Raw genomic sequence first — 21,823 nt, forward strand, 5'->3', positions numbered from 1 at the left:
CGCCTTCCCGAAACTGCTCGGAGTTGCCCCCATGAACCCTCGTCGTAGTAACAGCTCGCTCCCCAAGCCAGGCCGGTCGGCCTACGGGGTGGCGTCCGCTGTCGTCCTGCTGCTCATACCGGTGATCGTGCTGGTGGGAGGCAGCCAGTTCCAAGAGTTCCTGAACTTCGGCGCGGGCGTGCTGTCCCTCGTCTGCCTGAGCTGCTCGGTCATCTGGGGCCTGGTCGCCCAGGACCGGGTGCTGCTGAACACCCGCCAGCGGATCATCGGCCAGGCGGTGCACCGGACGACGGCGGTCGGCTCGATCGCGTTCCTGCTGCTGCACATCACCACCAAGATCGCGCTGGACCACACCCAGCTGATCTCGGCCCTCATCCCCTTCTCCGGCGGCCTCACCGGCAGCGGCGGCCTGATCGGCCTCGGCTCCCTGGCCGGACTGCTGATGATCTTCGTAGGGGTCACCGGCGCCCTGCGCAGCAACTTCGCCGCCCCGGCCCCCGTGGCCGCCCGCTGGCGCGCCATGCACATGCTGGCCTACCCGGCGTGGTGCGCGGCCCTGGTGCACGGGCTCTACGCGGGTCGCCAGGCCAAGCCGATCTTCGTGATCCTCTACGGCCTCTCCCTGCTCGGCGTGATGGCCGGTCTCGCGCTGCGCGCCGCGCCGCGCCCGGTCAAGCGCAGGCTCGCCGGCCGTCTGGTCGGCGCGTTCGGGGGCGGCGAGTCCTCCGACCTGGACCGTCTGGAGGCGAGCCGCAGCCGGATGTCCGAGCCGGGCTTCGACAACCGCCGCGAACCCCGCCGCGCCCCCTCCGGCGGCAGCCCGCTCTACCAGTCCCCGGCCGCCCCGGCCCCGGACCCCGGCTTCGCCGCCGCCTACCGCACCGCGAACGGTCCGGGCGCCGCCCAGCAGCCCTACGGCGGCAGCCGGGACGCGCAGCCGACCGAGGCGATGCCCCGCGTCCCGAATCCCTCCGGCCCCGCGGGCCCGGCCTCCAGCTGGCCCGTACCGTCCCCGCCCCCGGTCGGCGAGGCCCCGCCCTCCTCCTACGACCCGCTCCAGGACACCGGATACAACATCCCCGCCTATGGCAATCCGGGCGCCCCCGGGTACGGCGGAAGTGATGTGCACAACAGCGGTGAGACGAACGCCCGGTACGGGACGTACAACTCACCCGAAACGTTCAACAGCGGTCCCGCCTCGCAAGCGACCCCCGGCGCCGGCTACGACGCGCCGGGTTCGGGCGAACCCTGGAACATGCCTTCCGGAGGCCATAGGTGAACGAGGCCCTGCCCGACGTCCCTGAAGTCCGCGTGGTCGGACTTCCCCAGCTCACGTCGGGTTTCGACCTTGTGGAGCGGCTCGACCTGCCCATGCATCTGAAGGTGCACGGGCCGCTCGAGCCGCTCGGCGGCGAACAGCTCGCGCAACTCGCCGAGAGCATCAATCTGAAGGGCCGCGGCGGCGCGGGCTTCCCCTTCCACAAGAAACTCCGCTCGGTCGCCGAGTCGGCGATCAAGAAGGGCGTACGGCCGGTCGTCGTCGTCAACGGCAGCGAGGACGAACCGGCCTGCCGCAAGGACACGGTCCTGATCAACCGCGCCCCGCACCTCATCCTCGACGGCGCCCTGCTGTGCGCCGAGGCGATGGGCGCGCGCACGCTGGTGATCGGCGTCACCCGTGAATCGACGCAGCGCTCCATGGAGGCCGCCCTCGCCGAACGCGGCCTGAGCAACTCCCGCCGCTCGGCCCTGCGGGCCTGGGTGCAGCGCAACCCGGTCCGCATGGTCACGGGTGCCGCCGCCTCCCTGATCCGCTCGGTGGACGGCGGCCCGGCGATCCCGCCCGGCCGCAAGATCAGCGCCTCGCAGAGCGGCGTCGGCGGGGTGCCCACCCTGCTGTCCAACGCGGAGACGTTCGCCCAGCTCGCCATCGCCGCCCGCATCGGCCCCGAGCGCTACGGCAACACCGGGCTCTACGACGAGCCGGGCACGGTGATGCTGACGGTGTCCGGCGCGGTGGCCCGCCCGATGGTGATCGAGGCGCCCACCGGTGTGCCGCTGCGGTACATCCTCCAGCTCGCCGGTGCCCCGCCGGTGCCGCAGGGCGTGCTGACCGGCGGCTACCACGGCAAGTGGATCGACGCGGCGACGGTGAACGAGGCGGTCGTCTCGCGCAACTCGCTGGACGCGGTGGGCGGCGCGCTGGGCGCGGGCGCGATCCTGCCGATCAGTCAGGAGACGTGCCCGCTGGGCGAGTCGCTGCGCGTGGCGCAGTGGCTGGCGGACGAGAGCGCCGGGCAGTGCGGCCCGTGCTACCTCGGACTGCCCGCGGCCGCGCGCGGCCTGGAGGACATCATCAACGGCGGCGGCCCGGCCGCGCTGGAGGCGCTGAAGCAGGTCGCCAAGAACGTGAAGCGGCGCGGGGCGTGTTCGCACCCCGACGGGTCGGCGATGTTCCTGGAGTCGACCATCAAGGCGTTCACGGACGACCTGGCCGCCCATGTCCTCGGCAACGGCTGCGGACGGCCCGTGGAGGGCGTCCTGCCGCTCTTCGAGGACGGCAAGCTCCCCGCCGGCATCACGGGCGCGGCGCAGCCGGAGGAGCCGGGCGGCAGCCGCCAGAACATCTACGTCGACTGGACGCTGTGCCGGGGCCACGGCCTGTGCGCGGACATCCTCCCCGAGGTCTTCGAGCTGGGCGCGGACGGCTTCCCGACGGTCGCCCAGGCGAAGGTGCCGCGCTACGCGGAGGCGAAGGCGCTGCGGGCGGTGCGCCGCTGCCCGGCGCTGGCCCTGCGGATCGAGGAGGACACCCGGGGCCAGGCGCCCGCGCGGAACCTCCCGGTGGTCTCCCAGACCCGCGGCCGGCGCGCGCTGGGACGCTGACGCGCCGGGGAGGGCCGTCCGGGAACGGGCGGCCCTCCCTGGCCGGCGGGCGCACCGGAGGGTGCAATACGCCGAAGGCGGACCGTCTTTACGACGGTCCGCCTTCGTTTTCTGTGGAGCTAAGGAGAATTGAACTCCTGACCTCCTGCATGCCATGCAGGCGCTCTACCAACTGAGCTATAGCCCCTTGCTGTTTTCCGCCCGGTTCCCCCGGCGGCGATGCCAACATTACACGGACCTGGGGGTGGAACACCAAATCGGTTCCCGGCCCCGGCCCCCACCCCGAGCCCGTACGGACGATATGCCCGTTATGCCGTCACGAAGGAGTAGAACCGCTTGAGGGTGCAGTGCTCCTCCAGCAGCCGGCCGTAGATCGGTTCGCCCTCGAGCTCGCGGTACGTCTCGATGGGGTCGCCTTTTATGATCAGCGCCCGCGCGCATTCCTCGCACCAGTACTGGTAGTCGGGGTTGATCGGCTCCATGTCGCGGACGATCGGGGTGCCGCTCCCGCACCAGTCGCACTTCCGCCTGTGTGCACCCATCGCTCAGCTCCAGCTGTGGCCGCAGGCCGTGCACACGTAGGAGATTCCGCCGTTGTCGCCGAGGACTTGGGCCACGTGCGCGGAACCGCAGGAAGGGCAGTCGAGCCGGGTGGCCGTGTCCCGTATCCACGCCGCCCCGAGGAGGCCGCCGACCTCCCCAAGGATGCTCGCAGACATCGCCACTCCCTCCCGTCGGGCCGAGCCCCCTTCCGGCCGTCTGATTCTGCCACGGCCGGGCCTGCACGGTCAGCGACGCCTCAGTACCGGTCCGGACACGGTCGCCCCTGGGCGAACACCGTTCACAGAGGTATACGACCATGGAACGCGAACGACTCAAGAGGGGGGAGAAGCAGAAGATCCCGCCCCCTCGAAGGGACGGGATCTTCATCACCGATCTCTTGACACCCGGTACGAGTGCCGATCTGTGGAGCTAAGGAGAATTGAACTCCTGACCTCCTGCATGCCATGCAGGCGCTCTACCAACTGAGCTATAGCCCCTCGCGTTCTTCCCGCTCCGCGGGCCGAACAAGAAGAACTTTAGCCTGTGACCTGCCGGAAAGTGAAATCCGGGTCCGGCCGTACCCGCCGGGGGTGCCGGCGGGGCTCAGTCGTCGTCGCCGAGGACCGGCTCGGGCAGGCTGCCCGCGTTGTGCTCCAGCAGCCGCCAGCCGCAGGCGCCCTCGCCGAGCACGGACCAGCAGCAGTTGGTCAGCCCGCCGAGGCTCTCCCAGTGGCGGGACTCCAGACCGAGCAGCCGGCCGATGGTGGTGCGGATGGTGCCGCCGTGGCTGACGACGACCAGCGTGCCGTCCTCGGGCAGCTTCTCGGCGTGCCGCAGCACGACGGGGGCGGCCCGGTCGGCGACCTCGGTCTCCAGCTCGCCGCCGCCGCGCCGGACCGGCTCGCCGCGCTTCCACGCGGCGTAGTCGTCCCCGAACCTGGCGATGATCTCCTCGTGCGTCAGGCCCTGCCAGACGCCCGCGTAGGTCTCCCGCAGGGCCTCGTCGCGCGCGACGTCGAGGCCCGTGAGGGCGGCCAGCTCGTCGGCCGTGTCGGAGGCGCGCTTGAGGTCGGAGGCGACGATGGCGTCGGGCCGCAGCGAGGCGAGCTGCCGGGCGGCCCGGCGGGCCTGGGCGATGCCGGCCGGGGTCAGCTCCACGTCCGTGGTGCCCTGGAAGCGGCGCTCCACGTTCCACGCGGTCTGGCCGTGCCGCCACAGGATGACGCGGCGGCCCCGCCCGGGGCGGTCGGTCACCTCACCGGTGGCGCTCATCAGCGCTCCAGGCCGGTCTCGTCACCGGCCTCGTCCGCGTGCAGCTCGGCGTGCTCCTGGGCCTTGCCGCGGGTGGCCTTGGCCTCCTCGGGCAGCTCCAGCTCGGGGCAGTCCTTCCACAGGCGCTCCAGGGCGTAGAAGACGCGCTCCTCGCTGTGCTGGACGTGGACGACGATGTCGACGTAGTCGAGCAGGATCCAGCGGGACTCGCGGTCGCCCTCGCGGCGGACGGGCTTGGCGCCGAGCTCCTTCTGCAGGCGCTCCTCGATCTCGTCGACGATCGCCCGGACCTGGCGGTCGTTCGGGGCGGAGGCCAGCAGGAACGCGTCCGTGATCGACAGCACGTCGCTGACGTCGTAGGCGATGACGTCGTGGGCGAGCTTGTCGGCGGCCGCCTGGGCGGCGACGTTGATGAGTTCGAGGGAACGGTCGGTGGCGGTCACTGTGCGGCTTTCGTTCGAGGACGGGACGCGGATGCGAAGCGTTCGGGACGGGCCAGCGGGGCGCGGGGCGCACCGGGGAAGGCACCGGGACTTCAAGGGTCTCACGGGCGGGCGGACGCACCCCACGTGTTCCGGTGTTCACATGGGGTGCGCCGCGGCCGTCAGGAGGTGCCGGGCCGGTAGTCCTGGCCGAGGACGACGAGGACGTCGGCGCCGGAGGAGACCGCTCCCTTGCTCACCGAGCCGGCGGGCAGGCCCAGGGTCTTGGCGACCTCGGCGGCGTTCTGCTTGTCGGCGGCGTCGGAGTAGACCACCTCGGAGGCGGCCTGGCCGGCGGCGGCGGTGCCGCCCTCGATGAAGCCGAAGCCGCCGCCCAGCAGGGCCACCCGGGCCTTCTCGGTGTCGTCCTTGGTGCCGGTGGCGTTCTGCACCGCGACCCGGAGCGCGGAGCCGGCGTCGGGGCTCTTGGCGGTGCCGCCCAGGACGTTCTTGACGACGCTGTCGCCGGTGGCGGCGGTCAGCGTGCCGTCGGCCTGCACCGGCAGCGGGACCGTGCGGTACTTGCCGCCCTTGGCGAGGTCGGCCAGCCTGGCGAGGAAGGTGCCCAGGTCCTTGTCGGTCAGCGGCGGGTCGAGGATCTGCGCGAGGGTCTGCACGGTGGTCGTCGCGGCCGACGGGTCGGAGGACAGCTTGCGCAGCGCGCCCTGCATGACCTGGCCGAACCGCGCGAGCTGGGCGTTCTCCGTCTCGCCGGGGCCCCGGTAGGTGGCGTAGGCGACGGCCATCTTGCCGCTGAGGGTCTGCGCCTTGCCCTGGTGGACCAGCGGGGCCGAGCCCTTCTTCTTGGCGTCCGGGTCGGGCACGTCGGTGTCGGTGTCGATCTCGATGTTGCCGACCAGTTCGACGAGGTTCTGCAGATACGGCGTGTCCAGCCGCCAGGTGCCCTGGATGTCGGTGCCGAGGACAGTGTCGAGCTGGTCGCGGGTGCCGGAGGAGCCGTCGCCGTCCACCGACTTGGCGAGCGTGGTGGTGGTGCCCGAATCGTCGGTCAGCGCCAGGGAGTTGGGGATCAGGACGGTGGTGCCGCGCTTGGTCGTGGTGTTGTCGACGAGCAGCACGGTGGAGGTGTCGCGCTTGCCGGTGTTGTGCAGGTGGACCACGATCACGTCGCGCTTCTGTGCGCCCGCGGCGACGGCGGTGCCGTTCGCGGCGGCGGGCGAGGAGACGCCGGGCAGCTTCCCAGCGTACCAGAGGTAGCCGGCGCCGCCCGCCACGACCAGGGCGAGGACCACGCAGAGCGCGATGACCCGGGTGCGGGCGCGGCGGCGGGCCTCCTCGCGGCGTTCGGTGCGGTTCTCGGTGAACTTCAGCCAGTCGATGACGTCCTCGGACTCGCCGTCCGGCTCCTCCACGAACGCGAACTGCCCGTCCTCGCCGTCCTCCTGGCGCTCGGCGCGGGCCGGGGGCGTCCGCCCGTCGTCCTCCTCGGGCTGCTGCGGCAGGGGCCGCGACGGCCGGCCGTCGGGGGCGGGTCCGTCCTGCTGCGGGATGTAGGCGGTCTGTCCGGTGACGCGCGGCTGCCGCTCGCTCGCCGCCGCCTGCCCGTAGGGGTCGTGTCCCTGGGCGCCGTACGGGTCGTAGGCCGTTTCCTGGGCCGCGTAAGGGTCGTAGGCGGGGGGTATGGGCTGCTGCCGCCCGGTGTCGTAGCCGCCCTGGGCGTAGTCCTGCCGCTGCCCGTAGGGGTCGTAGGTCTGCTGCTGCGGCGGGCGGGACGGGACCTGCTGGTACACGGGGCGGCCGTAGTCGTCGTAGCCGACGATCTCGTACTGCTCCTGCCCCCCGTACTGGTCGTCGCCGTACCCAGCTTCGTATCGGTCGTTCACCGGTGCCCCTCTCGGCTCACTCGCCGCGGTACAGCTCACGCTTGTCGATGTAGCGGACGACCCCGTCCGGGACCATGTACCAGATGGGGTCACCCTTGGCGACTCTCGCCCGGCACTCCGTGGAGGAGATGGCCAGCGCGGGCACCTCGACCAGGGAGACACCCCCCGCGGGCAGCCCGGCGTCGGTCAGTTGGTGGCCGGGGCGGGTGACGCCGACGAAGTGGGCGAGGGAGAAGAGTTCCTCGGAGTCCCGCCAGGTCAGGAGCTGGGCGAGGGCGTCGGCACCGGTGATGAAGAACAGGTCGGTGTCGGGGTTGAGGGAGCGCAGGTCGCGCAGTGTGTCCACGGTGTAGGTGGGGCCGCCGCGGTCGATGTCGATGCGGCTGACGGAGAACTGCGGGTTCTCGGCGGTCGCGATGACCGTCATGAGGTAGCGGTCCTCGGCCGGAGAGACGTTCCGGTGCGACTTCTGCCAGGGCTGGCCGGTGGGCACGAACACCACTTCGTCCAGGTGGAACCGGGCGGCGACCTCGCTGGCCGCCACGAGGTGCCCGTGGTGGACCGGGTCGAAGGTGCCGCCCATGACGCCGAGCCTGCGCCGGCCCGTGCGGGCGGGGCCGTGGTCAGCCGTGTCCCGTGCCGGATCGTTTACGGCGCGCTCCGCCGGACCGGTAGGCATGTCCTGCTCTCCCATGCGTGCAGACCCTACCGGCCCGGCCTGCGGCTTCCTGCCGGGGACCGGTCGGGCTTCAGCGGTCGCGGTTGAAGCGGGTGGTGATCCACAGCAGGAGCAGCAGGATGATCAGGGCGCCGCCGCCCGTGACCGCGGGGTTGAGGCTGTTGTGGTTGCCGCCGTGTTCTCCGCCCTCGGCGGCGAGGGTGACCAACTGGGCAGCGGTGCTGTGGAAGCTCATCTTCGGCAGGACCTATCGCGTGTGGGCGGGATAAAGACGTCTGCTCATCGTAAGCGGGCGCCCCCCGGACGATCACGCCGACTCCGGCACAGGGCCCTTGAGCGGCGCGGCGCGCGGGAACCTCCGCCCGGCGTCAGTCGTCCTTGCGCTTGTAGCCGCGCAGGAGGAACCAGGCGGTCAGCGCGCAGCCCAGGACCATCACGATCAGCACGATCCGGAGCAGGTTTCCCGGCCCTTGCTGCTGGACGGCGCTCGCGGCGGCCTCGGTCAGCCGGGCGGCTGCGGGGTGGTGCTCCATGACATGACTCCTCGGGGGCTCTGCCCGTCCACGGTATCTCCGCCTAGGCTGAGCCCGGTCCGGGGGGGCGCAGCGGCATCCGAGACGCAGGGGGAAGACATGTCCGAAGACCGCCACGAACAGGCCGGCCGCGAGCGCGCGCCGGGCCGGGCGCGCAGCCGCTTTCCGGGGATCTCCTCGCGCGCCTACGAGCATCCGGCCGACCGTTCCGCGCTGGTGGCCCTGCGCAGGCTGAGCGGTTTCGACACGGTGTTCAAGGCGCTGAGCGGGCTGTTGCCCGAGCGCAGTCTGCGGCTGCTGTTCCTGTCCGACTCGGTGCGGGTCTCCGACCGCCAGTTCGCCCATCTGAACGACATGCTGCGCGACGCCTGTTACATCCTGGACCTGGACCGGGTCCCGGCGATGTACGTGACGCAGGACCCGAAGCCGAACGCGATGTGCATCGGCCTGGACGAGCCGATCATCGTGGTGACCACCGGTCTGGTGGAGCTGCTGGACGAGGAGGAGATGCGGGCGGTCGTCGGCCACGAGGTGGGCCACGCGCTGTCCGGTCACTCCGTGTACCGCACGGTGCTGCTGTTCCTGACCTCGCTGGCGCTGAAGGTGGCGTGGGTCCCGCTGGGCAATGTGGCGGTCATGGCGATCGTGACGGCGCTGCGGGAGTGGTTCCGCAAGTCGGAGCTGTCGGCCGACCGGGCCGGGCTGCTGGTGGGCCAGGACCTGCGGGCGTCGATGCGCGGTCTGATGAAGATCGCGGGCGGCAACCACCTCCACGAGATGAACGTGGACGCCTTCCTGGAGCAGGCCGAGGAGTACGAGTCCGGGGGCGACCTCAGGGACTCGGTGCTGAAGATCCTGAACGTTTTGCCGCGCTCGCACCCCTTCACCACGGTCCGGGCGGCCGAGCTGAAGCGGTGGGCCGAGTCGCGCGACTTCCAGCGGATCATGGACGGCCACTACCCGCGCCGCGAGGAGGACAAGGAGGCCCGGGTCGGCGAGTCCTTCCGGCAGTCGGCAGCGAGCTACGCCGACGGGGTGCGCACCAGCAAGGACCCGCTGATGAAGCTGGTGTCGGACATCGCGGGCGGTGCCGGTGACCTGGGCGGCCGGGTGCGGCGGGGCTTCAACGGCTTCGCCGGCCAGGCCCCGCCCAAGGACGCGCCGTCCGGGGACGGCCCGGCGGAGGGCTGAGGGGGCTGAGGGGCTGAGGGCTAACCCTCACCCGGTGAGCTGGGCGGAGTCGGCGAGCGTGCCGCACAGGGCCGGGGCATCGCTTCCGAAGGGGTCGGTGCCCGGCGGTCCGCCCGCCTTGGCCCGCTCCCCGGCGAGCAGGGGGCGCAGATAGGCGCTGGTGTCCTCGGAGCAGGACAGCGGGCCCGCCTGGGTGGTGGAGGTGGCCAGCCGGGTCTGGCCGACGCGCAGGCTGTCGCGGTCGAAGCGGAAGACCAGCTCGCGGCGGACGGTGAACAGCGAGACCGGGGTCCTGCCCTCGGTGCCGGGGGCGCGCAGGGCGTAGACGAAGGTGCCGTCGGCGACGACCTGGAGGGTGGCCGCGTCGGTCTCGCGCACCCGCAGGGCGCCGCGGACGCGGATGTCGTTGTCGGCGAGGGCGGTGCGGGCGGGGTCGAAGCGGATCATCCAGCCGGTGGGGGCGTCGCGGCCGTCGGCGGCGGGGGCGCGCAGGCCGCGGTCGAACTGGTCGAGCTGACCGGCGTCCAGCAGGGCCCGTACGGGGCGGACCTGGCGGCCGGTGAGCACCTCGGGGTCGAGTGCGGAGTGCAGGACGTATTTCCGGGCGGTGTCGAGGGCCGCGAGGATCTGGCTGTCCGAGAAGTGCGCGGTGGGACGGGAGGGGGGCAGCGGAATCCCGGCGAGGCCCACCGCGAACCGGGCGGCGGGGCTGCGCGCGTACAGGCTCCGGGCGTCGGGGGCGCCGGGCACCTTGCCGCGCGGGGCGAGCGGGACGACGGTCATCCGCAGCGGTTCGGCGGACCGCCTCGGGGGTGTTGAGCCGTACGGGTGACGGAAGCCCAGGAAGATGGCGGTGCCGAAGGCGACGGCAAGGAGCAGGAGGAGCACCAGCGCCTGCCGGGTGAGGCCCCGGCGCAGGGGCGGACGGCGGCGCACGGCGGGGGCGTGGTCGGTGACGCGTTCGCGCGCGGAGGACTCCTGGAGCCGGGCAGCACGGACGAACGACTCGTCGAACACGACGGATCGGTACTCGTCCTCGGCACCTCCGGGGCCGCCCTCGGGTGTCCCCTCCGGTGGGTCTCCAGGCCCGCCCATACCTTCAGAGTAGGTCGCGGAAGGCTCGGGTAAACGCGCTGGTACGCGACAACTTCTGACAGGTTCCCACCAAGTGGGACAGCGGACGTCAGGGGGTGGGCGGGAGCGCCGGGACGGCCGGCCGGGAGTGTTCGGCGGAGACCGAGGGGGCGGCAGCGCCGTCCCGGCCGAGGCCGGTGGAGGCGGGGGCGGGCACCTGGTCGCGGCTGCCGGAGGAGGCGCCGCGGTAGACGGCGGCGAAGGCCAGCGCGACCATGCCGACGCCCATCACCACGGCGAGCACCCAGGCCACGGGCCGGTGCCAGCGCAGCCCCGCGAGCGGTCCGTCGTGACCGTCGTAGGCGTAGCGGCCGTCCCAGTCCTCGTCCGGGTCGTGGCCGAAAGCGCCGCCCTCGGGGCCGTACCCGTCGTCGTAGGGGTCGGCGGGCGCGTGGGTGCGGCGGGGGTCGTTCTCGGACGCCTCCGCCCGCGCCTCGGCGGCGGCGAGGAGGCGCTCCACCGCGGACGGTTCATGGATGGTGGCGGCGGCCACGAAGGCCGCGTCGAAGACCACAGAGGCGAACTCTTCGTCCGGCGCTCCGCGGTCGTGGTCGTCGTCGGGCTCCCAGCCGTCCGGGAACGGCGTGCCCCCCACGTCCTCCGGCACGGGTCCAGAGTAGACCTGGGGGGTCAATTTGGGCAGACCGTAAGGAAATTCTTCCGCCGCCCCGCGGCCGTCGCCGAGCGGTGCGCTCAGGGGCGTACGTGTCCGTCGCCGGTGACGATGTACTTGGTGCTGGTCAGCTCCGGAAGGCCCATGGGGCCCCGGGCGTGCAGCTTCTGGGTGGAGATGCCGATCTCCGCGCCGAAGCCGAACTGGCCGCCGTCGGTGAAACGGGTGGAGGCGTTCACGGCGACCGTGGTGGAGTCGACCAGACGGGTGAAGCGGCGGGCGGCCTGCTGACTGGTGGTGACGATGGCCTCGGTGTGGCCGGAGCTCCACCGCCGGATGTGCTCCACGGCCTGGTCGAGGGAGTCCACCACGGCGGCGGCGATGTCGTACGACAGGTACTCGGTCTCCCAGTCCTCCGGCACGGCCTCCACCACGGTCGCCTTCGTGCCCTCGGCGTGGGCCAGCACGCGCGGGTCGGCGTGCACGGTGACCCCGGCGCCGGCCAGCGCGTCCAGGGCGCGGGGCAGGAAGGCGGCGGCGATGTCCTGGTGGACCAGGAGGGTCTCGGCGGCGTTGCAGACGCTGACCCGGTGGGCCTTGGAGTTGACCAGGATGTCGATGGCCATGTCGATGTCGGCGTCGGCATCCACGTAGACGTGGCAGTTGCCGGTGCCGGTCTCGATGACGGGGACGGTGGACTCGCCGACCACGGTCCGGATCAGGGAGGCGCCGCCGCGCGGGATGAGCACGTCGACCAGGCCGCGGGCGCGCATCAGTTCGTGCACGCTCTCCCGGCTCTCCCCCGGCACGAGCTGCACGGCGTCGGCGGGCAGCCCGGCGCCGCCGACGGCGTCCCGGATCACGCCGACCAGGGCGGTGTTGGACTCGTAGGCGGAGGCGGAGCCGCGCAGCAGGACGGCGTTGCCGGACTTCAGGCAGAGCGCGGCGGCGTCGACGGTGACGTTGGGCCGGGCCTCGTAGATGATGCCGACGACGCCGAGGGGGACGCGGACCTGGCGCAGGTCGATGCCGTTGGGCAGGGTGCCGCCCCGGACGATCTCGCCGACCGGGTCGGGCAGCTTCGCCACGTCGCGCACGTCGGCGGCGATGGCGCGGACCCGCTCGGGGGTGAGGGTGAGCCGGTCCACGACCGACTCGCTCGTTCCGTTCTCCCGCGCCCTGGCCACGTCACGGGCGTTGGCGGCCACGATCTCGGCGGTGCGGACCTCCAGCGCGTCGGCCACGGCGAGCAGCGCTTCGTCCTTGGCGGCGCGCGGCAGCGGCGCGAGGTCGGCGGCGGCGGCTTTGGCCCGGCGGGCGGCCCGGGTGACCGGCGAGAGGGAGTCGTGCGGGGAGAGCGTGGTCATGGGGGAAGGGTAGTGCGGGGCGCGAGGCCGTCCGGAGGCTGTTCCACACCGCGAGACGGGACAAAAGGAGCCCTCAGAAGGGATGGACGCCCACGGGGGTGGCCGGTGCGGGGCCGTAGCCCTCGGCGAGGCGCTGGTGGTAGGTCTCGCGGTCGATGACCTCGAGGCCGACGATCTCCCAGGGCGGCAGTCCGGCGGTCTGCCGGTGCTCGCCCCACAGGCGCAGCGCGACGGCGGCCGCGTCGTGCAGGTCGCGGGCCTCCTCCCAGTACCGGATCTCCGCGTGGTCGCCGGCGTATCTGCTGGTCAGCAGGAAGGGATGGTCGTGGGCGAGCTGTTCCAGGGCCCGTCGCAGGTCCTGCACGGGGACGTGCTCCCCGGAGACGCTGAGGGTGACGTGCCACAGGCGGGGCAGGTCCTTGGGCTCCTCGTAGGTGTCCCCGGCCGCGACGCTCGTCAGAGCACCGCGGGACGCCGCCCCAGGACGGACTCGTCTCACGACGGCCTCCTTCACGCATGGCCCCTTGACGGAGCGTGTCCCTTCAACACGCCCCCGCAACAAAGTTGAGCAGGCCGCAGGGCTCCGCGTGGCGGTTTTACGGAACGTCCCCCACCGGGGTCCCCCGGTGTGCCCGGCTTTCCCGGGGCGGGGGCGCCGGTCAGGGGTGCAGGAGTACCAGGTCGTCCCGGTGCACGACCTCGCGTTCGTAGGCGGGGCCCAGCTCGCGTGCCAGCTCGCGGGTCGAACGCCCGAGCAACTGGGGCAGTTCCCTGGCGTCGAAGTTGACGAGCCCCCGCGCCACCGCCTGCCCGGCCCGGTCCCGCAGCTCCACCGGGTCCCCGGCGCTGAACTCGCCGGTGACGGCGGCGATCCCGGCCGGCAGCAGCGAGGTGCGGCGCTCGACCACCGCGCGCACGGCGCCGTCGTCCAGGGTGAGCGAGCCCTGCGGGGTGGAGGCGTGCTGGAGCCAGAGCAGCCGGTCGGCGGAGCGTTTGCCGGTGGGGTGGAAGCAGGTGCCGGTGTCGCCGCCCGCGAGGGCGTCGGCGGCGTGCACGGCGTTGGTGAGCACCACGGGGATGCCGGCGGCGGCCGCGATCCGGGCGGCCTCGACCTTGGTGACCATGCCCCCGGTGCCGACGCCCGCCTTGCCCGCGCTGCCGATCTCGACGCCGCTGAGGTCGGCGGGGCCGCGCACCTCGGCGATGCGGGAGGTGCCGGGGCGGGCGGGGTCGCCGTCGTAGACGCCGTCGATGTCGGAGAGGAGGACCAGGAGGTCGGCGCGGACGAGGTGGGCGACGAGCGCGGCGAGGCGGTCGTTGTCGCCGAAGCGGATCTCGTCGGTGGCGACGGTGTCGTTCTCGTTGACGATGGGGAAGGCGCCCATCGCCAGCAGCTTGTCCAGGGTGCGGGAGGCGTTGCGGTGGTGGGCGCGGCGGCTCATGTCGTCGCTGGTGAGCAGGACCTGGCCGACGCGGACGCCGTAGCGGGCGAAGGAGGCGGTGTAGCGGGCGACCAGCAGGCCCTGGCCGACGCTGGCGGCGGCCTGCTGGCGGGCGAGGTCCTTGGGGCGGCGTTCCAGGCCGAGCGGGGCGAGTCCGGCGGCGATGGCGCCGGAGGACACGAGCACGATCTCCTTCTCCCCGCCGCCGCGCACCTTCGCCAGCACGTCGACCAGCGCGTCCACGCGGTCCGCGTCGAGTCCGCCGGCGGCGGTGGTCAGTGAGGAGGACCCCACCTTGACGACGATCCGCCGCGCGTCGCCCACGGTCTGCCTTGCGCTTGCCACCTTGCCCGCTTCTCCTCTGACCCCGGTCCGGCTGCCGTGCCCGCAATCTACGTGAATGGGCGCGGCCGGTGCAGCCGGGTTTCAGCAGGCGGACGGGGCGGGCGGGGGACTGCGGCCGTGCGGACGGGGCACGTTCTGGGACCATGGAGCCCATGCGAAACGGCGTTGCGGTGCGAGCGGCTGCGGCCGCGGTGGGCGGGGCGTTGCTCGTCCTAGGTGCGGTGGGGTGCGGCGGCCCGGAGCACGACAAGCCGGGCGCGCGGGACCGTGCCGACGGGAAGCCGCGCGAGACGGTGCTGAAGCGGGTCCCCGGTGTCGGGGACCGGCTGTGGAAGCGGGTCCCCGCCGAGTCCCGGCAGGTGCTGCTGGTCTCCGGCGAGGGCCGGGACTCGGCGGAGTCGCACGCGGCGCTGTACACGAGGAAGGGGTCGGTCTGGACCCGGGAGCGCGCCTGGGACACGCACAACGGCCGCAAGGGCTGGACGACCGACCACCACGAGGACGATCTGCGCAGCCCGGTCGGGGTGTTCACGCTGAGCGACGCGGGCGGGGTGCTGGCCGCGCCCGAGGGCGCCAGGCTGCCGTACACCGAGTCGGCCGCCTTCCAGGCGCCGCACTACTGGAAGAAGTCGTACTGGCACGACTTCGACCGTGTCATCGCCATCGACTACAACCGGGTCCGGGGCACCGCGCCCAACGACCAGACCAGGCCGCAGGGGCAGTCCAAGGGCGGCGGGATCTGGCTGCACATGGATCACGGCAGCGGCACGTCGGCGTGCGTGAGCCAGTCCGGGGCGGACATGGAGTATCTGCTGCGCACGCTCGATCCGGCGGAGCATCCGGTCGTGGTGATGGGCGACGAGGCGGATCTGAGGGCCTGAAATGCGGCGCCGGTACGGAGCGCGAATCCCGGGCTCCCGGCCCATTCGCCCCGGCGCCGCAGGTGCGCGGTAATTTACGCGGCATTCACAGCGCCGCAGGAAAGCACCGGTAAAGGAATTCCACTCCCGCCACTCGGGTCACCACGCGTGACACCGATATACCCGGGCAATATATGCGGGCAACCCGGACATCGCGCACAAACGCGAGTCGGTTTTACGTCACGAGTGGCCGGATGTGGGACGAAGCACAACATCCGCACACTCCGCCCGCGCGGTCCACTTCGGCTCACCGAACGGCAACACTTGCGTCACGACTGTGGACCGGTCCGGCCCCGGTGCCGTCCGCCCCTTGGCCTCAGGTGACCAGCTCTTCGCCGTTCCCTCACGAGCCGGGGACCGGACCGGGCCGTGAGCGCCGGCTCCCGTGAGGCAGGCCACCCGTCGGACATGACTGTCTCAGAGGGGCGTAGGCTACGATTATCCGCACGTTTACCTTGCCCTCCCTGTACCTCTCGCGCCTCGCCGCGGTTCACGCGACGGGGCGCAGTTGAGTTTGATCGACAGTCTCAGGAGCCCCGAAGCATGCCTATTGCGAATGGAAACGCTTCGCCGAAAATCAGCGTTGTCGTCCCCGTTTACAAAGTCCAGGGATACCTGCGTGCATGCTTGGATTCCATCCTCTCGCAGTCGTTCGGCGATTTCGAGGTCATCGCGATAGATGACAAGTCGCCCGACTCCTGCGGTCGCATACTCGACGAGTACGCCGCCCTCGACAGCCGTGTCGTGCCGGTGCACCTCGAGGAGAACCAGGGCATCGGCAAGGCGCGCGACGCCGGCGCGCTGAAGTCGCGGGGCGAGTACATCCTCTTCCTGGACAGCGACGACACCCTCGCCGAGGGCGCGCTGCAGGCGATAGCCGAGCGGCTGGATGCCACCGGCGACCCGGACATCCTGCTGCTCAACCACGTGCGCACCTACTGGAACAACCGGGTCCAGGCGAGCGCGGCCGGCGAACTGCTCAGCAGCGCGGGCTCGGACGTGTTCACCGCGCTGGAGCGCCCCGAGTTCCTCACGATGTTCGCCGTCGTGTGGAACCGCGTGTACCGGCGTGACTTCTACGTCACGGACCACAACTTCACGTTCACCGACGGCATCTACGAAGACGCCCTCATGGTCTACAAGACCATGCTGACCGCGGAGACCATCGCCGCGCTCGACCACGTCTGCGTCGAGTACCGCCAGCGCCGCCAGGGCAACTCCATGCGGACGCCCGGCCGCAAGCACTTCGGCATCTTCGAGCAGTACGCCCGCCTCTTCGAGTTCCTCGACGAGCACCCGGAGACCGCGCCGGTGCGCGCGCTGCTCTTCGAGCGCATGGCCAGCCACTTCCTGTTCACCCTCATGCGCGAGGACCGCATCGTCCCCAAGGACCGCGCGGAGTTCTTCAAGCTGTCGGCCGCCCAGTACAAGCGCTACCGGCCCAGCGGTTTCGTCCTCCCCGAGGGCTCGCAGGGCGTCAGGTTCCAGCTGCTGGAGCGCGGCTCCTACGCGGCGTACGCGGCCGTGACGAAGGCCGCGGACACCCGCCGCCAGGTCATCCAGCGGGCCACCAAGGCCAAGCACAAGCTCGGCAAGACCGCGTACAACCGCCTGTACCGCCTGCACCTGCGCCGCCCGGTCGACGACAAGCTCGCCGTCTACGCCGCCTACTGGAACCGCGGTGTGGCCTGCAACCCCGCCGCGATCTACGAGAAGGCGAAGGAACTCGCGCCGGACGTGCACGGCGTGTGGATCATCAAGAAGGACGCGGTGGACACCGTCCCCGCCGGCGTCGACTACGTGGTGGCCAACTCCCCCCGGTACTGGGAGGTCATCGCCCGCGCCAAGTACCTGGTCAACAACGTCAACTTCCCGAACGACTTCGTGAAGCGCCCCGAGCAGGTGCACCTGCAGACGCACCACGGCACCCCGCTCAAGCAGATGGGCATCGACCAGCAGAAGTACCCTGCGGCGGCCAAGAACATGAGCTTCGGCAAGATGCTGGAGCGGGCCGACAAGTGGGACCTGAGCCTGACGTCGAACCGGCACTCCTCGGAGATCTGGGAGCGGGTGTACCCCTGCGCGTTCGAGGCCGTCGAGTACGGCTACCCGCGCAACGACGTCTACTACCGGGCCACCGCCGAGGACGTCGTCCGCATCCGCGCCGAGCTGGGCATCGAGCCGGGCAAGACGGCGATCCTGTACTGCCCGACGGTGCGTGACTACCAGAAGGGCTACGTGCCCCGCATCGACCTGGAGCGTTTCTGCCGTGAGCTGGGCCCGGACCACGTCGTGCTAGTCCGCACCCACTACTTCTACGGCAGCGACCCCCGCCTGGAGGCGCTCCAGGAGCGCGGTCTGATCAAGGACGTGTCGAAGTACCCGGTGGTGGAGGACCTCTGCCTGGCCGCCGACGCGCTGATCACCGACTACTCCTCCATCATGTTCGACTACGCGTGCCTGGACCGCCCGATCGTCACGTACGCGGACGACTGGGAGGTCTACAGCCGGGCCCGCGGTGTCTACTTCGACATCCTCTCCGGCAAGCCGGGCGAGACCCCGGGCGCGACCGCGACCAGCGAGGACGCGCTGATCGAGGTCTTCCGCTCGGGCGAGTGGAAGAGCGACAAGGCGAGCGAGCTGCGGTCGGCGTTCCGTGAGCGCTTCGTGCAGTTCGACGACGGCAACGCGGCGGAGCGCGTGGTGCGCCACCTGTTCCTCGGCCAGGAGCCCTCCCCCGAGGTGATCCCCCTGGACGAGCGGACCCCGGCGCCCGCGCCCTCCACCCTGGCCAAGGCGCACATCCCGCGCCAGCCGTCCGGCGAGGCCGGTCTGATCAACGTCTGACCCGACGCGACGAAGAGGGCGGGCCGGAGGGATCTCCCTCCGGCCCGCCCTCTTGTCGTTTCGGCGAACGGCCGCCGGTCCCGGGGCCGGCGCGAGGCGCCGGCCCGGTTCACCGCGTCAGAACGGCTTGAAGTCGTCGTACTCCTGCTGGGCCTCGTCGCGTTCGGCCTGACGGTCCCTGCGGCGCTGCGCCGCCGGGCGCTCCTCCTCCAGGCGGTGGTCCTCGCCACGGCGGCCGAGCATCTCGGCGCCGGCGGTGACCGTGGGCTCCCAGTCGAAGACGACCGCGTTCTCCTCGGGGCCGATGGCGACGCCGTCGCCCGTGCGGGCGCCCGCCTTCATCAGCCGGTCCTCGACACCGAGGCGGTTGAGCCGGTCGGCGAGGTAGCCGACGGCCTCGTCGTTGTTGAAGTCGGTCTGGCGCACCCAGCGCTCCGGCTTCTCGCCGCGCACCCGGAACAGCGGCTCGCCGTCGATCTCCTCGCGGGTGACGGTGAAGCCCGCGTCGTCCACGGCCTTGGGCCGGATGACGATGCGCGTCGCCTCCTCCTTGGGCTTGGCGGCACGCGCCTGGCCCACCAGGTCACCGAGGGCGAAGCTCAGCTCGCGCAGCCCGGTGTGGGCGACCGCGGACACCTCGAAGACGCGGTAGCCGCGTGCCTCCAGGTCGGGCCGGACCATCTCGGCGAGGTCCTTGCCGTCGGGCACGTCGATCTTGTTGAGGACGACGATGCGGGGCCGGTCCTCCAGGCCGCCGTACTGCCGCAGCTCCTCCTCGATGATGTCGAGGTCGGAGAGCGGGTCGCGGTCGGACTCCAGCGTGGCGGTGTCCAGCACGTGCACCAGGACCGAGCAACGCTCCACGTGGCGCAGGAACTCCAGCCCCAGGCCCTTGCCCTGGCTGGCGCCGGGGATCAGACCGGGCACGTCGGCGATGGTGTAGACGGTCGAACCGGCCGTCACCACACCGAGGTTGGGCACCAGGGTGGTGAAGGGGTAGTCCGCGATCTTCGGCTTGGCGGCGCTGAGCACCGAGATCAGCGAGGACTTGCCCGCGCTCGGGTAGCCGACCAGGGCCACGTCGGCGACGGTCTTCAGCTCCAGGACCACGTCCCGGAGGTCGCCGGGCTCACCGAGCAGCGCGAAGCCGGGGGCCTTGCGGCGGGCGCTGGCGAGCGCGGAGTTGCCGAGGCCGCCCCGGCCGCCCTGCGCGGCGACGAAGGAGGTGCCCTCCCCGATGAGGTCGGCCAGGACGTTGCCCTGCTTGTCCAGGACGACCGTGCCGTCCGGGACGGGGAGCACCAGGTCCTGGCCCTCCTTGCCGGAGCGGTGGCCGCCCTCGCCGGGCTTGCCGTTGGTGGCCTTGCGGTGCGGGGAGTGGTGGTAGTCGAGCAGCGTGGTCACGGACTGGTCGACGGTGAGGATGATGTCGCCGCCCCGTCCGCCGTTTCCGCCGTCCGGACCGCCGAGCGGCTTGAACTTCTCACGGTGGACGGAGGCACAGCCGTGGCCTCCGTTACCCGCGGCGACGTGCAGTTCGACGCGGTCCACGAAGGTGGTCATGGTTCGGTGCCTCCAGAAAAGTACGGGTAATACCTATGTCAACACGCGAAAGGCGGACCTGCCTTCCCGAACCGGGAAGTGAGGTCCGCCTCGCGTGGTTTTACGCTCGCGGCCGTGAATCAGACGATTCAGGCGACCGGAACGATGTTCACGACCTTGCGGCCGCGGTGGCTGCCGAACTCCACCGCACCGGGCAGCAGCGCGAACAGCGTGTCGTCGCCGCCACGGCCGACGCCCGCGCCGGGGTGGAAGTGGGTGCCGCGCTGGCGGACGAGGATCTCACCAGCGCTGACGACCTGACCGCCGAAGCGCTTCACGCCGAGCCGCTGGGCATTGGAGTCGCGACCGTTCCGGGTGGACGATGCGCCCTTCTTGTGTGCCATGTGTTCTCAGTCCCTTACTTCGCAGCCGCGGGGATCTCAGTGACCTTGATCGCCGTGTACTGCTGGCGGTGGCCCTGACGACGGCGGTAGCCGGTCTTGTTCTTGTAGCGCAGAATGTCGATCTTCTGGCCCTTGTGGTGGTCCACGACCTCGGCCTGGACCTTGATGCCGGCCAGCACCCACGGGTCGCTGGTCACGGAGTCGCCGTCGACGACGAGCAGGGTCGAGAGCTCGACCGTGTCGCCCACATTGGCCGTGGAAATCTTGTCAACCTCAACGATGTCGCCGACAGCAACCTTGTGCTGGCGACCACCGCTGCGCACGATGGCGTACACGCGGATCTCACTTTCGCTCGAAGGACGGCACCCCCGCAGGCCAGCCGGACCGGCACTACGCCATGAACGACCTCTCCCGACCGCACCGGGGCGACCGGGAGGAGAAGGTTTACGAGGATGTGGCATGTTCAAATGACACGCCGACGGTCAAGGGTACGGGCGCGTCCCGTACGGGTCAAACCGGGCCCTGATCAGCCGTTCAGCGAGGCCGAGTAGTCGGCGTACGCCTGCCTGATCCGGTCCGGGGACAGCTCCAGGTGCTCCAGGATCGTGTAGCGGCCCGGCCGGGTCTCCGGCGCGAACTCCACCACGCCGACGAACTCCTCCGCGCTGAACCCCATCTCCTCGGCCAGCACCGGCAGCCCGTGCCTGCGCAGCGAGGCGGCCATGAGGAACGAGCCCTCGTGGTCGCCGCGCAGATGCATGGCGAAGGCCGCGCCGAAGCCGCACTGCTCGCCGTGGCTGGCCGCGCGCTTGGGGTGGAGCAGGTCGAACGCGTGGCTGATCTTGTGGCAGGCACCCGAGGCGGGACGGGTGTGACCGGCGATCGACATGGCGATGCCGGACATCACGAGCCCCTCGGCGAGCACGGTGAGGAAGGCGTCGTCGCCGCAGCCGCCGGGGTGGCGCAGCACCGCCTCGCCGGCCTGGCGGGCCATGGCGGCGGCGAGACCGTCGATCTTCTCGCCGTTGACCCGGTTGGCCAGCTCCCAGTCCGCGACCGCCGAGATGTTCGACACGGCGTCCCCGATGCCGGAGCGCACGAAGCGCACCGGCGTCTCCCGGATGATGTCCAGGTCGATCAGCAGCGCGATGGGCGAGGGCACGCCGTAGGAGCCGCGGCCCGCGTCGTTGTCCAGGATGGACACCGGCGAGCAGATGCCGTCGTGGGAGAGGTTGGTGGCGACCGCGACCACCGGCAGGCCGATGCGGGCCGCCGCGTACTTGGCGCAGTCGATGACCTTCCCGCCGCCGAGGCCGACCACGGCGTCGTAGCGGCCGGACTTCATCTCGTCGGCGAGCCGTACGGCGTCGTCCAGCGTGCCGCCGCCCACCTCGTACCAGGTGGCACCCGGCAGCTGCGGCGCGACCCGCTCCTTCAGCCTGGCGCCGGAGCCGCCGCTGACCGCGACGGCGAGGCGGCCGGAGTGCGAGATGCGCTGGTCGGCGAGGACGGCGGCCAGGTCGGCGAGGGCACCCGGGCGGATGTCCACGACGACCGGCGAGGGGATGAGCCTCGTCAGTATCGGCACGCGATCTCCCGTCCCCGAGCGAGGTCGTCGTGGTTGTCGATCTCGACCCAGGAGACGTCGCCGATCGGCTGGACGTCGACCTTGAAGCCGCGGTTCACCAGCTCCTGGTAACCGTCCTCGTAGTACAGCTGCGGGTCGCGCTCGAAGGTGGCGCGCAGGGCGTCGGCCAGCTCCTCGGCGGCGTCGCCCTC

22 protein-coding genes, 2 tRNA genes and 1 pseudogene are annotated in these 21,823 nt (G+C 71.5%); 5 read left to right on the forward strand and 20 right to left on the reverse strand.

The genetic code is table 11. The annotated features are described in order from the left end of the window. Positions 1 to 31 precede the first annotated feature (31 nt). Together ABZ898_RS19560 and ABZ898_RS19565 are read left to right on the forward strand one after the other, a co-directional pair. Positions 32 to 1,279 carry a cytochrome b/b6 domain-containing protein gene (locus ABZ898_RS19560; protein ID WP_361660049.1) on the forward strand — a complete coding sequence of 416 codons (1,248 nt, stop codon included), beginning with the start codon at positions 32 to 34 and terminating at the stop codon, positions 1,277 to 1,279. Beyond that, positions 1,276 to 2,886, forward strand: a complete 1,611-nt coding sequence (locus tag ABZ898_RS19565) for an NADH-ubiquinone oxidoreductase-F iron-sulfur binding region domain-containing protein (RefSeq protein WP_361660052.1) — start codon at positions 1,276 to 1,278, stop codon at positions 2,884 to 2,886. The genes ABZ898_RS19560 and ABZ898_RS19565 overlap by 4 nt, the downstream gene beginning before the upstream one ends. Positions 2,887 to 3,000: 114 nt before the next feature. Here the strand turns inward: ABZ898_RS19565 and ABZ898_RS19570 are convergent. From ABZ898_RS19570 to ABZ898_RS19615, 10 genes are all read right to left on the reverse strand, one after another. After that, positions 3,001 to 3,073 (reverse strand) — tRNA-Ala (locus ABZ898_RS19570). Positions 3,074 to 3,194: 121 nt separating this feature from the next. Then, positions 3,195 to 3,428, reverse strand: coding sequence for a hypothetical protein (locus ABZ898_RS19575; protein WP_006136074.1), 234 nt, complete (start codon positions 3,426 to 3,428; stop codon positions 3,195 to 3,197). A gap of 3 nt (positions 3,429 to 3,431) precedes the next feature. Continuing rightward, on the reverse strand, positions 3,432 to 3,605 hold the full coding sequence (locus ABZ898_RS19580; RefSeq protein ID WP_361660055.1) for a hypothetical protein: 174 nt from the start codon (positions 3,603 to 3,605) through the stop codon (positions 3,432 to 3,434). A gap of 248 nt (positions 3,606 to 3,853) precedes the next feature. Continuing rightward, positions 3,854 to 3,926 (reverse strand) — tRNA-Ala (locus ABZ898_RS19585). A gap of 106 nt (positions 3,927 to 4,032) precedes the next feature. Next, positions 4,033 to 4,701 (reverse strand): histidine phosphatase family protein, encoded by a 669-nt coding sequence (locus ABZ898_RS19590; RefSeq protein ID WP_361660058.1) that lies wholly within the window; start codon positions 4,699 to 4,701, stop codon positions 4,033 to 4,035. Further along, positions 4,701 to 5,144 carry a ribosome silencing factor gene (gene rsfS, locus ABZ898_RS19595; RefSeq protein WP_361660061.1) on the reverse strand — a complete coding sequence of 148 codons (444 nt, stop codon included), beginning with the start codon at positions 5,142 to 5,144 and terminating at the stop codon, positions 4,701 to 4,703. The genes ABZ898_RS19590 and rsfS overlap by 1 nt, the downstream gene beginning before the upstream one ends. A gap of 161 nt (positions 5,145 to 5,305) precedes the next feature. Beyond that, complete coding sequence (locus ABZ898_RS19600; RefSeq protein WP_361660064.1) at positions 5,306 to 7,027, reverse strand: LytR C-terminal domain-containing protein; 1,722 nt, start codon at positions 7,025 to 7,027, stop codon at positions 5,306 to 5,308. A gap of 16 nt (positions 7,028 to 7,043) precedes the next feature. After that, entirely contained in the window at positions 7,044 to 7,721 is a 678-nt protein-coding gene (gene nadD, locus ABZ898_RS19605; protein WP_361660067.1) for a nicotinate-nucleotide adenylyltransferase, read from the reverse strand. A 55-nt stretch (positions 7,722 to 7,776) separates the two neighbouring features. Next, a complete protein-coding gene (locus tag ABZ898_RS19610; protein WP_361660069.1) occupies positions 7,777 to 7,941 on the reverse strand; it encodes a hypothetical protein in 165 nt (54 codons plus the stop codon). Between the two features lie 133 nt (positions 7,942 to 8,074). Continuing rightward, on the reverse strand, positions 8,075 to 8,239 hold the full coding sequence (locus tag ABZ898_RS19615) for a hypothetical protein (protein ID WP_361660072.1): 165 nt from the start codon (positions 8,237 to 8,239) through the stop codon (positions 8,075 to 8,077). A gap of 99 nt (positions 8,240 to 8,338) precedes the next feature. Between ABZ898_RS19615 and ABZ898_RS19620 the strand changes: the two genes are divergently transcribed. Then, positions 8,339 to 9,430 carry a M48 family metallopeptidase gene (locus ABZ898_RS19620; RefSeq protein WP_361660075.1) on the forward strand — a complete coding sequence of 364 codons (1,092 nt, stop codon included), beginning with the start codon at positions 8,339 to 8,341 and terminating at the stop codon, positions 9,428 to 9,430. Positions 9,431 to 9,457: 27 nt separating this feature from the next. Here ABZ898_RS19620 and ABZ898_RS19625 read toward each other — a convergent pair whose 3' ends face one another. The 5 genes from ABZ898_RS19625 to proB all read right to left on the reverse strand — a co-directional run bounded on the left by ABZ898_RS19625 (position 9,458) and on the right by proB (position 14,310). Continuing rightward, entirely contained in the window at positions 9,458 to 10,525 is a 1,068-nt protein-coding gene (locus ABZ898_RS19625; protein WP_361660078.1) for a hypothetical protein, read from the reverse strand. An 88-nt stretch (positions 10,526 to 10,613) separates the two neighbouring features. Next, positions 10,614 to 11,171 (reverse strand): hypothetical protein, encoded by a 558-nt coding sequence (locus ABZ898_RS19630; protein ID WP_361660080.1) that lies wholly within the window; start codon positions 11,169 to 11,171, stop codon positions 10,614 to 10,616. A gap of 86 nt (positions 11,172 to 11,257) precedes the next feature. Next, complete coding sequence (locus ABZ898_RS19635) at positions 11,258 to 12,544, reverse strand: glutamate-5-semialdehyde dehydrogenase (RefSeq protein WP_361660083.1); 1,287 nt, start codon at positions 12,542 to 12,544, stop codon at positions 11,258 to 11,260. Positions 12,545 to 12,617: 73 nt separating this feature from the next. Further along, positions 12,618 to 13,043: a hypothetical protein gene (locus ABZ898_RS19640; RefSeq protein WP_361660086.1), complete on the reverse strand. Its 426-nt coding sequence runs from the start codon at positions 13,041 to 13,043 to the stop codon at positions 12,618 to 12,620. Between the two features lie 160 nt (positions 13,044 to 13,203). Continuing rightward, positions 13,204 to 14,310 carry a glutamate 5-kinase gene (gene proB, locus ABZ898_RS19645; RefSeq protein ID WP_361660123.1) on the reverse strand — a complete coding sequence of 369 codons (1,107 nt, stop codon included), beginning with the start codon at positions 14,308 to 14,310 and terminating at the stop codon, positions 13,204 to 13,206. Between the two features lie 173 nt (positions 14,311 to 14,483). Between proB and ABZ898_RS19650 the strand changes: the two genes are divergently transcribed. Both ABZ898_RS19650 and ABZ898_RS19655 read left to right on the forward strand, forming a co-directional pair. Further along, complete coding sequence (locus ABZ898_RS19650; protein ID WP_361660088.1) at positions 14,484 to 15,212, forward strand: hypothetical protein; 729 nt, start codon at positions 14,484 to 14,486, stop codon at positions 15,210 to 15,212. Between the two features lie 582 nt (positions 15,213 to 15,794). Beyond that, entirely contained in the window at positions 15,795 to 18,098 is a 2,304-nt protein-coding gene (locus ABZ898_RS19655; protein WP_361660091.1) for a CDP-glycerol glycerophosphotransferase family protein, read from the forward strand. 117 nt (positions 18,099 to 18,215) lie between these two features. Here ABZ898_RS19655 and obgE read toward each other — a convergent pair whose 3' ends face one another. From obgE to ABZ898_RS19680, 5 genes and pseudogenes are all read right to left on the reverse strand, one after another. Further along, positions 18,216 to 19,661, reverse strand: coding sequence for a GTPase ObgE (gene obgE, locus ABZ898_RS19660; protein WP_361660094.1), 1,446 nt, complete (start codon positions 19,659 to 19,661; stop codon positions 18,216 to 18,218). Between the two features lie 128 nt (positions 19,662 to 19,789). Next, positions 19,790 to 20,044, reverse strand: coding sequence for a 50S ribosomal protein L27 (rpmA, locus tag ABZ898_RS19665; RefSeq protein ID WP_147986439.1), 255 nt, complete (start codon positions 20,042 to 20,044; stop codon positions 19,790 to 19,792). 14 nt (positions 20,045 to 20,058) lie between these two features. Continuing rightward, on the reverse strand, positions 20,059 to 20,379 hold the full coding sequence (gene rplU, locus ABZ898_RS19670) for a 50S ribosomal protein L21 (protein WP_030815038.1): 321 nt from the start codon (positions 20,377 to 20,379) through the stop codon (positions 20,059 to 20,061). Positions 20,380 to 20,570: 191 nt separating this feature from the next. Then, positions 20,571 to 21,632, reverse strand: coding sequence for an iron-containing alcohol dehydrogenase family protein (locus tag ABZ898_RS19675; RefSeq protein ID WP_361660097.1), 1,062 nt, complete (start codon positions 21,630 to 21,632; stop codon positions 20,571 to 20,573). Continuing rightward, a pseudogene (locus tag ABZ898_RS19680) lies at positions 21,620 to 21,823 on the reverse strand (phosphocholine cytidylyltransferase family protein); the annotation flags it as partial. The gene ABZ898_RS19675 and the pseudogene ABZ898_RS19680, both read right to left, overlap by 13 nt.

The sequence above is a fragment of the Streptomyces sp. NPDC046860 genome (assembly GCF_040645115.1).
In the GTDB taxonomy this organism is placed as follows: domain Bacteria; phylum Actinomycetota; class Actinomycetes; order Streptomycetales; family Streptomycetaceae; genus Streptomyces.

Coding starts and splice junctions, on each gene's coding strand:
- ABZ898_RS19575 (WP_006136074.1), bottom strand. CDS start 3,428: ATGGGTGCACACAGGCGGAAGTGCGACTGGTGCGGGAGCGGCACCCCG.
- nadD (WP_361660067.1), bottom strand. CDS start 7,721: ATGGGAGAGCAGGACATGCCTACCGGTCCGGCGGAGCGCGCCGTAAAC.
- obgE (WP_361660094.1), bottom strand. CDS start 19,661: ATGACCACCTTCGTGGACCGCGTCGAACTGCACGTCGCCGCGGGTAAC.
- ABZ898_RS19655 (WP_361660091.1), top strand. CDS start 15,795: ATGCCTATTGCGAATGGAAACGCTTCGCCGAAAATCAGCGTTGTCGTC.
- rpmA (WP_147986439.1), bottom strand. CDS start 20,044: ATGGCACACAAGAAGGGCGCATCGTCCACCCGGAACGGTCGCGACTCC.
- ABZ898_RS19620 (WP_361660075.1), top strand. CDS start 8,339: ATGTCCGAAGACCGCCACGAACAGGCCGGCCGCGAGCGCGCGCCGGGC.
- ABZ898_RS19635 (WP_361660083.1), bottom strand. CDS start 12,544: ATGACCACGCTCTCCCCGCACGACTCCCTCTCGCCGGTCACCCGGGCC.
- ABZ898_RS19590 (WP_361660058.1), bottom strand. CDS start 4,701: ATGAGCGCCACCGGTGAGGTGACCGACCGCCCCGGGCGGGGCCGCCGC.
- ABZ898_RS19625 (WP_361660078.1), bottom strand. CDS start 10,525: ATGGGCGGGCCTGGAGACCCACCGGAGGGGACACCCGAGGGCGGCCCC.
- ABZ898_RS19580 (WP_361660055.1), bottom strand. CDS start 3,605: ATGTCTGCGAGCATCCTTGGGGAGGTCGGCGGCCTCCTCGGGGCGGCG.
- ABZ898_RS19650 (WP_361660088.1), top strand. CDS start 14,484: ATGCGAAACGGCGTTGCGGTGCGAGCGGCTGCGGCCGCGGTGGGCGGG.
- ABZ898_RS19615 (WP_361660072.1), bottom strand. CDS start 8,239: ATGGAGCACCACCCCGCAGCCGCCCGGCTGACCGAGGCCGCCGCGAGC.
- ABZ898_RS19560 (WP_361660049.1), top strand. CDS start 32: ATGAACCCTCGTCGTAGTAACAGCTCGCTCCCCAAGCCAGGCCGGTCG.
- ABZ898_RS19610 (WP_361660069.1), bottom strand. CDS start 7,941: ATGAGCTTCCACAGCACCGCTGCCCAGTTGGTCACCCTCGCCGCCGAG.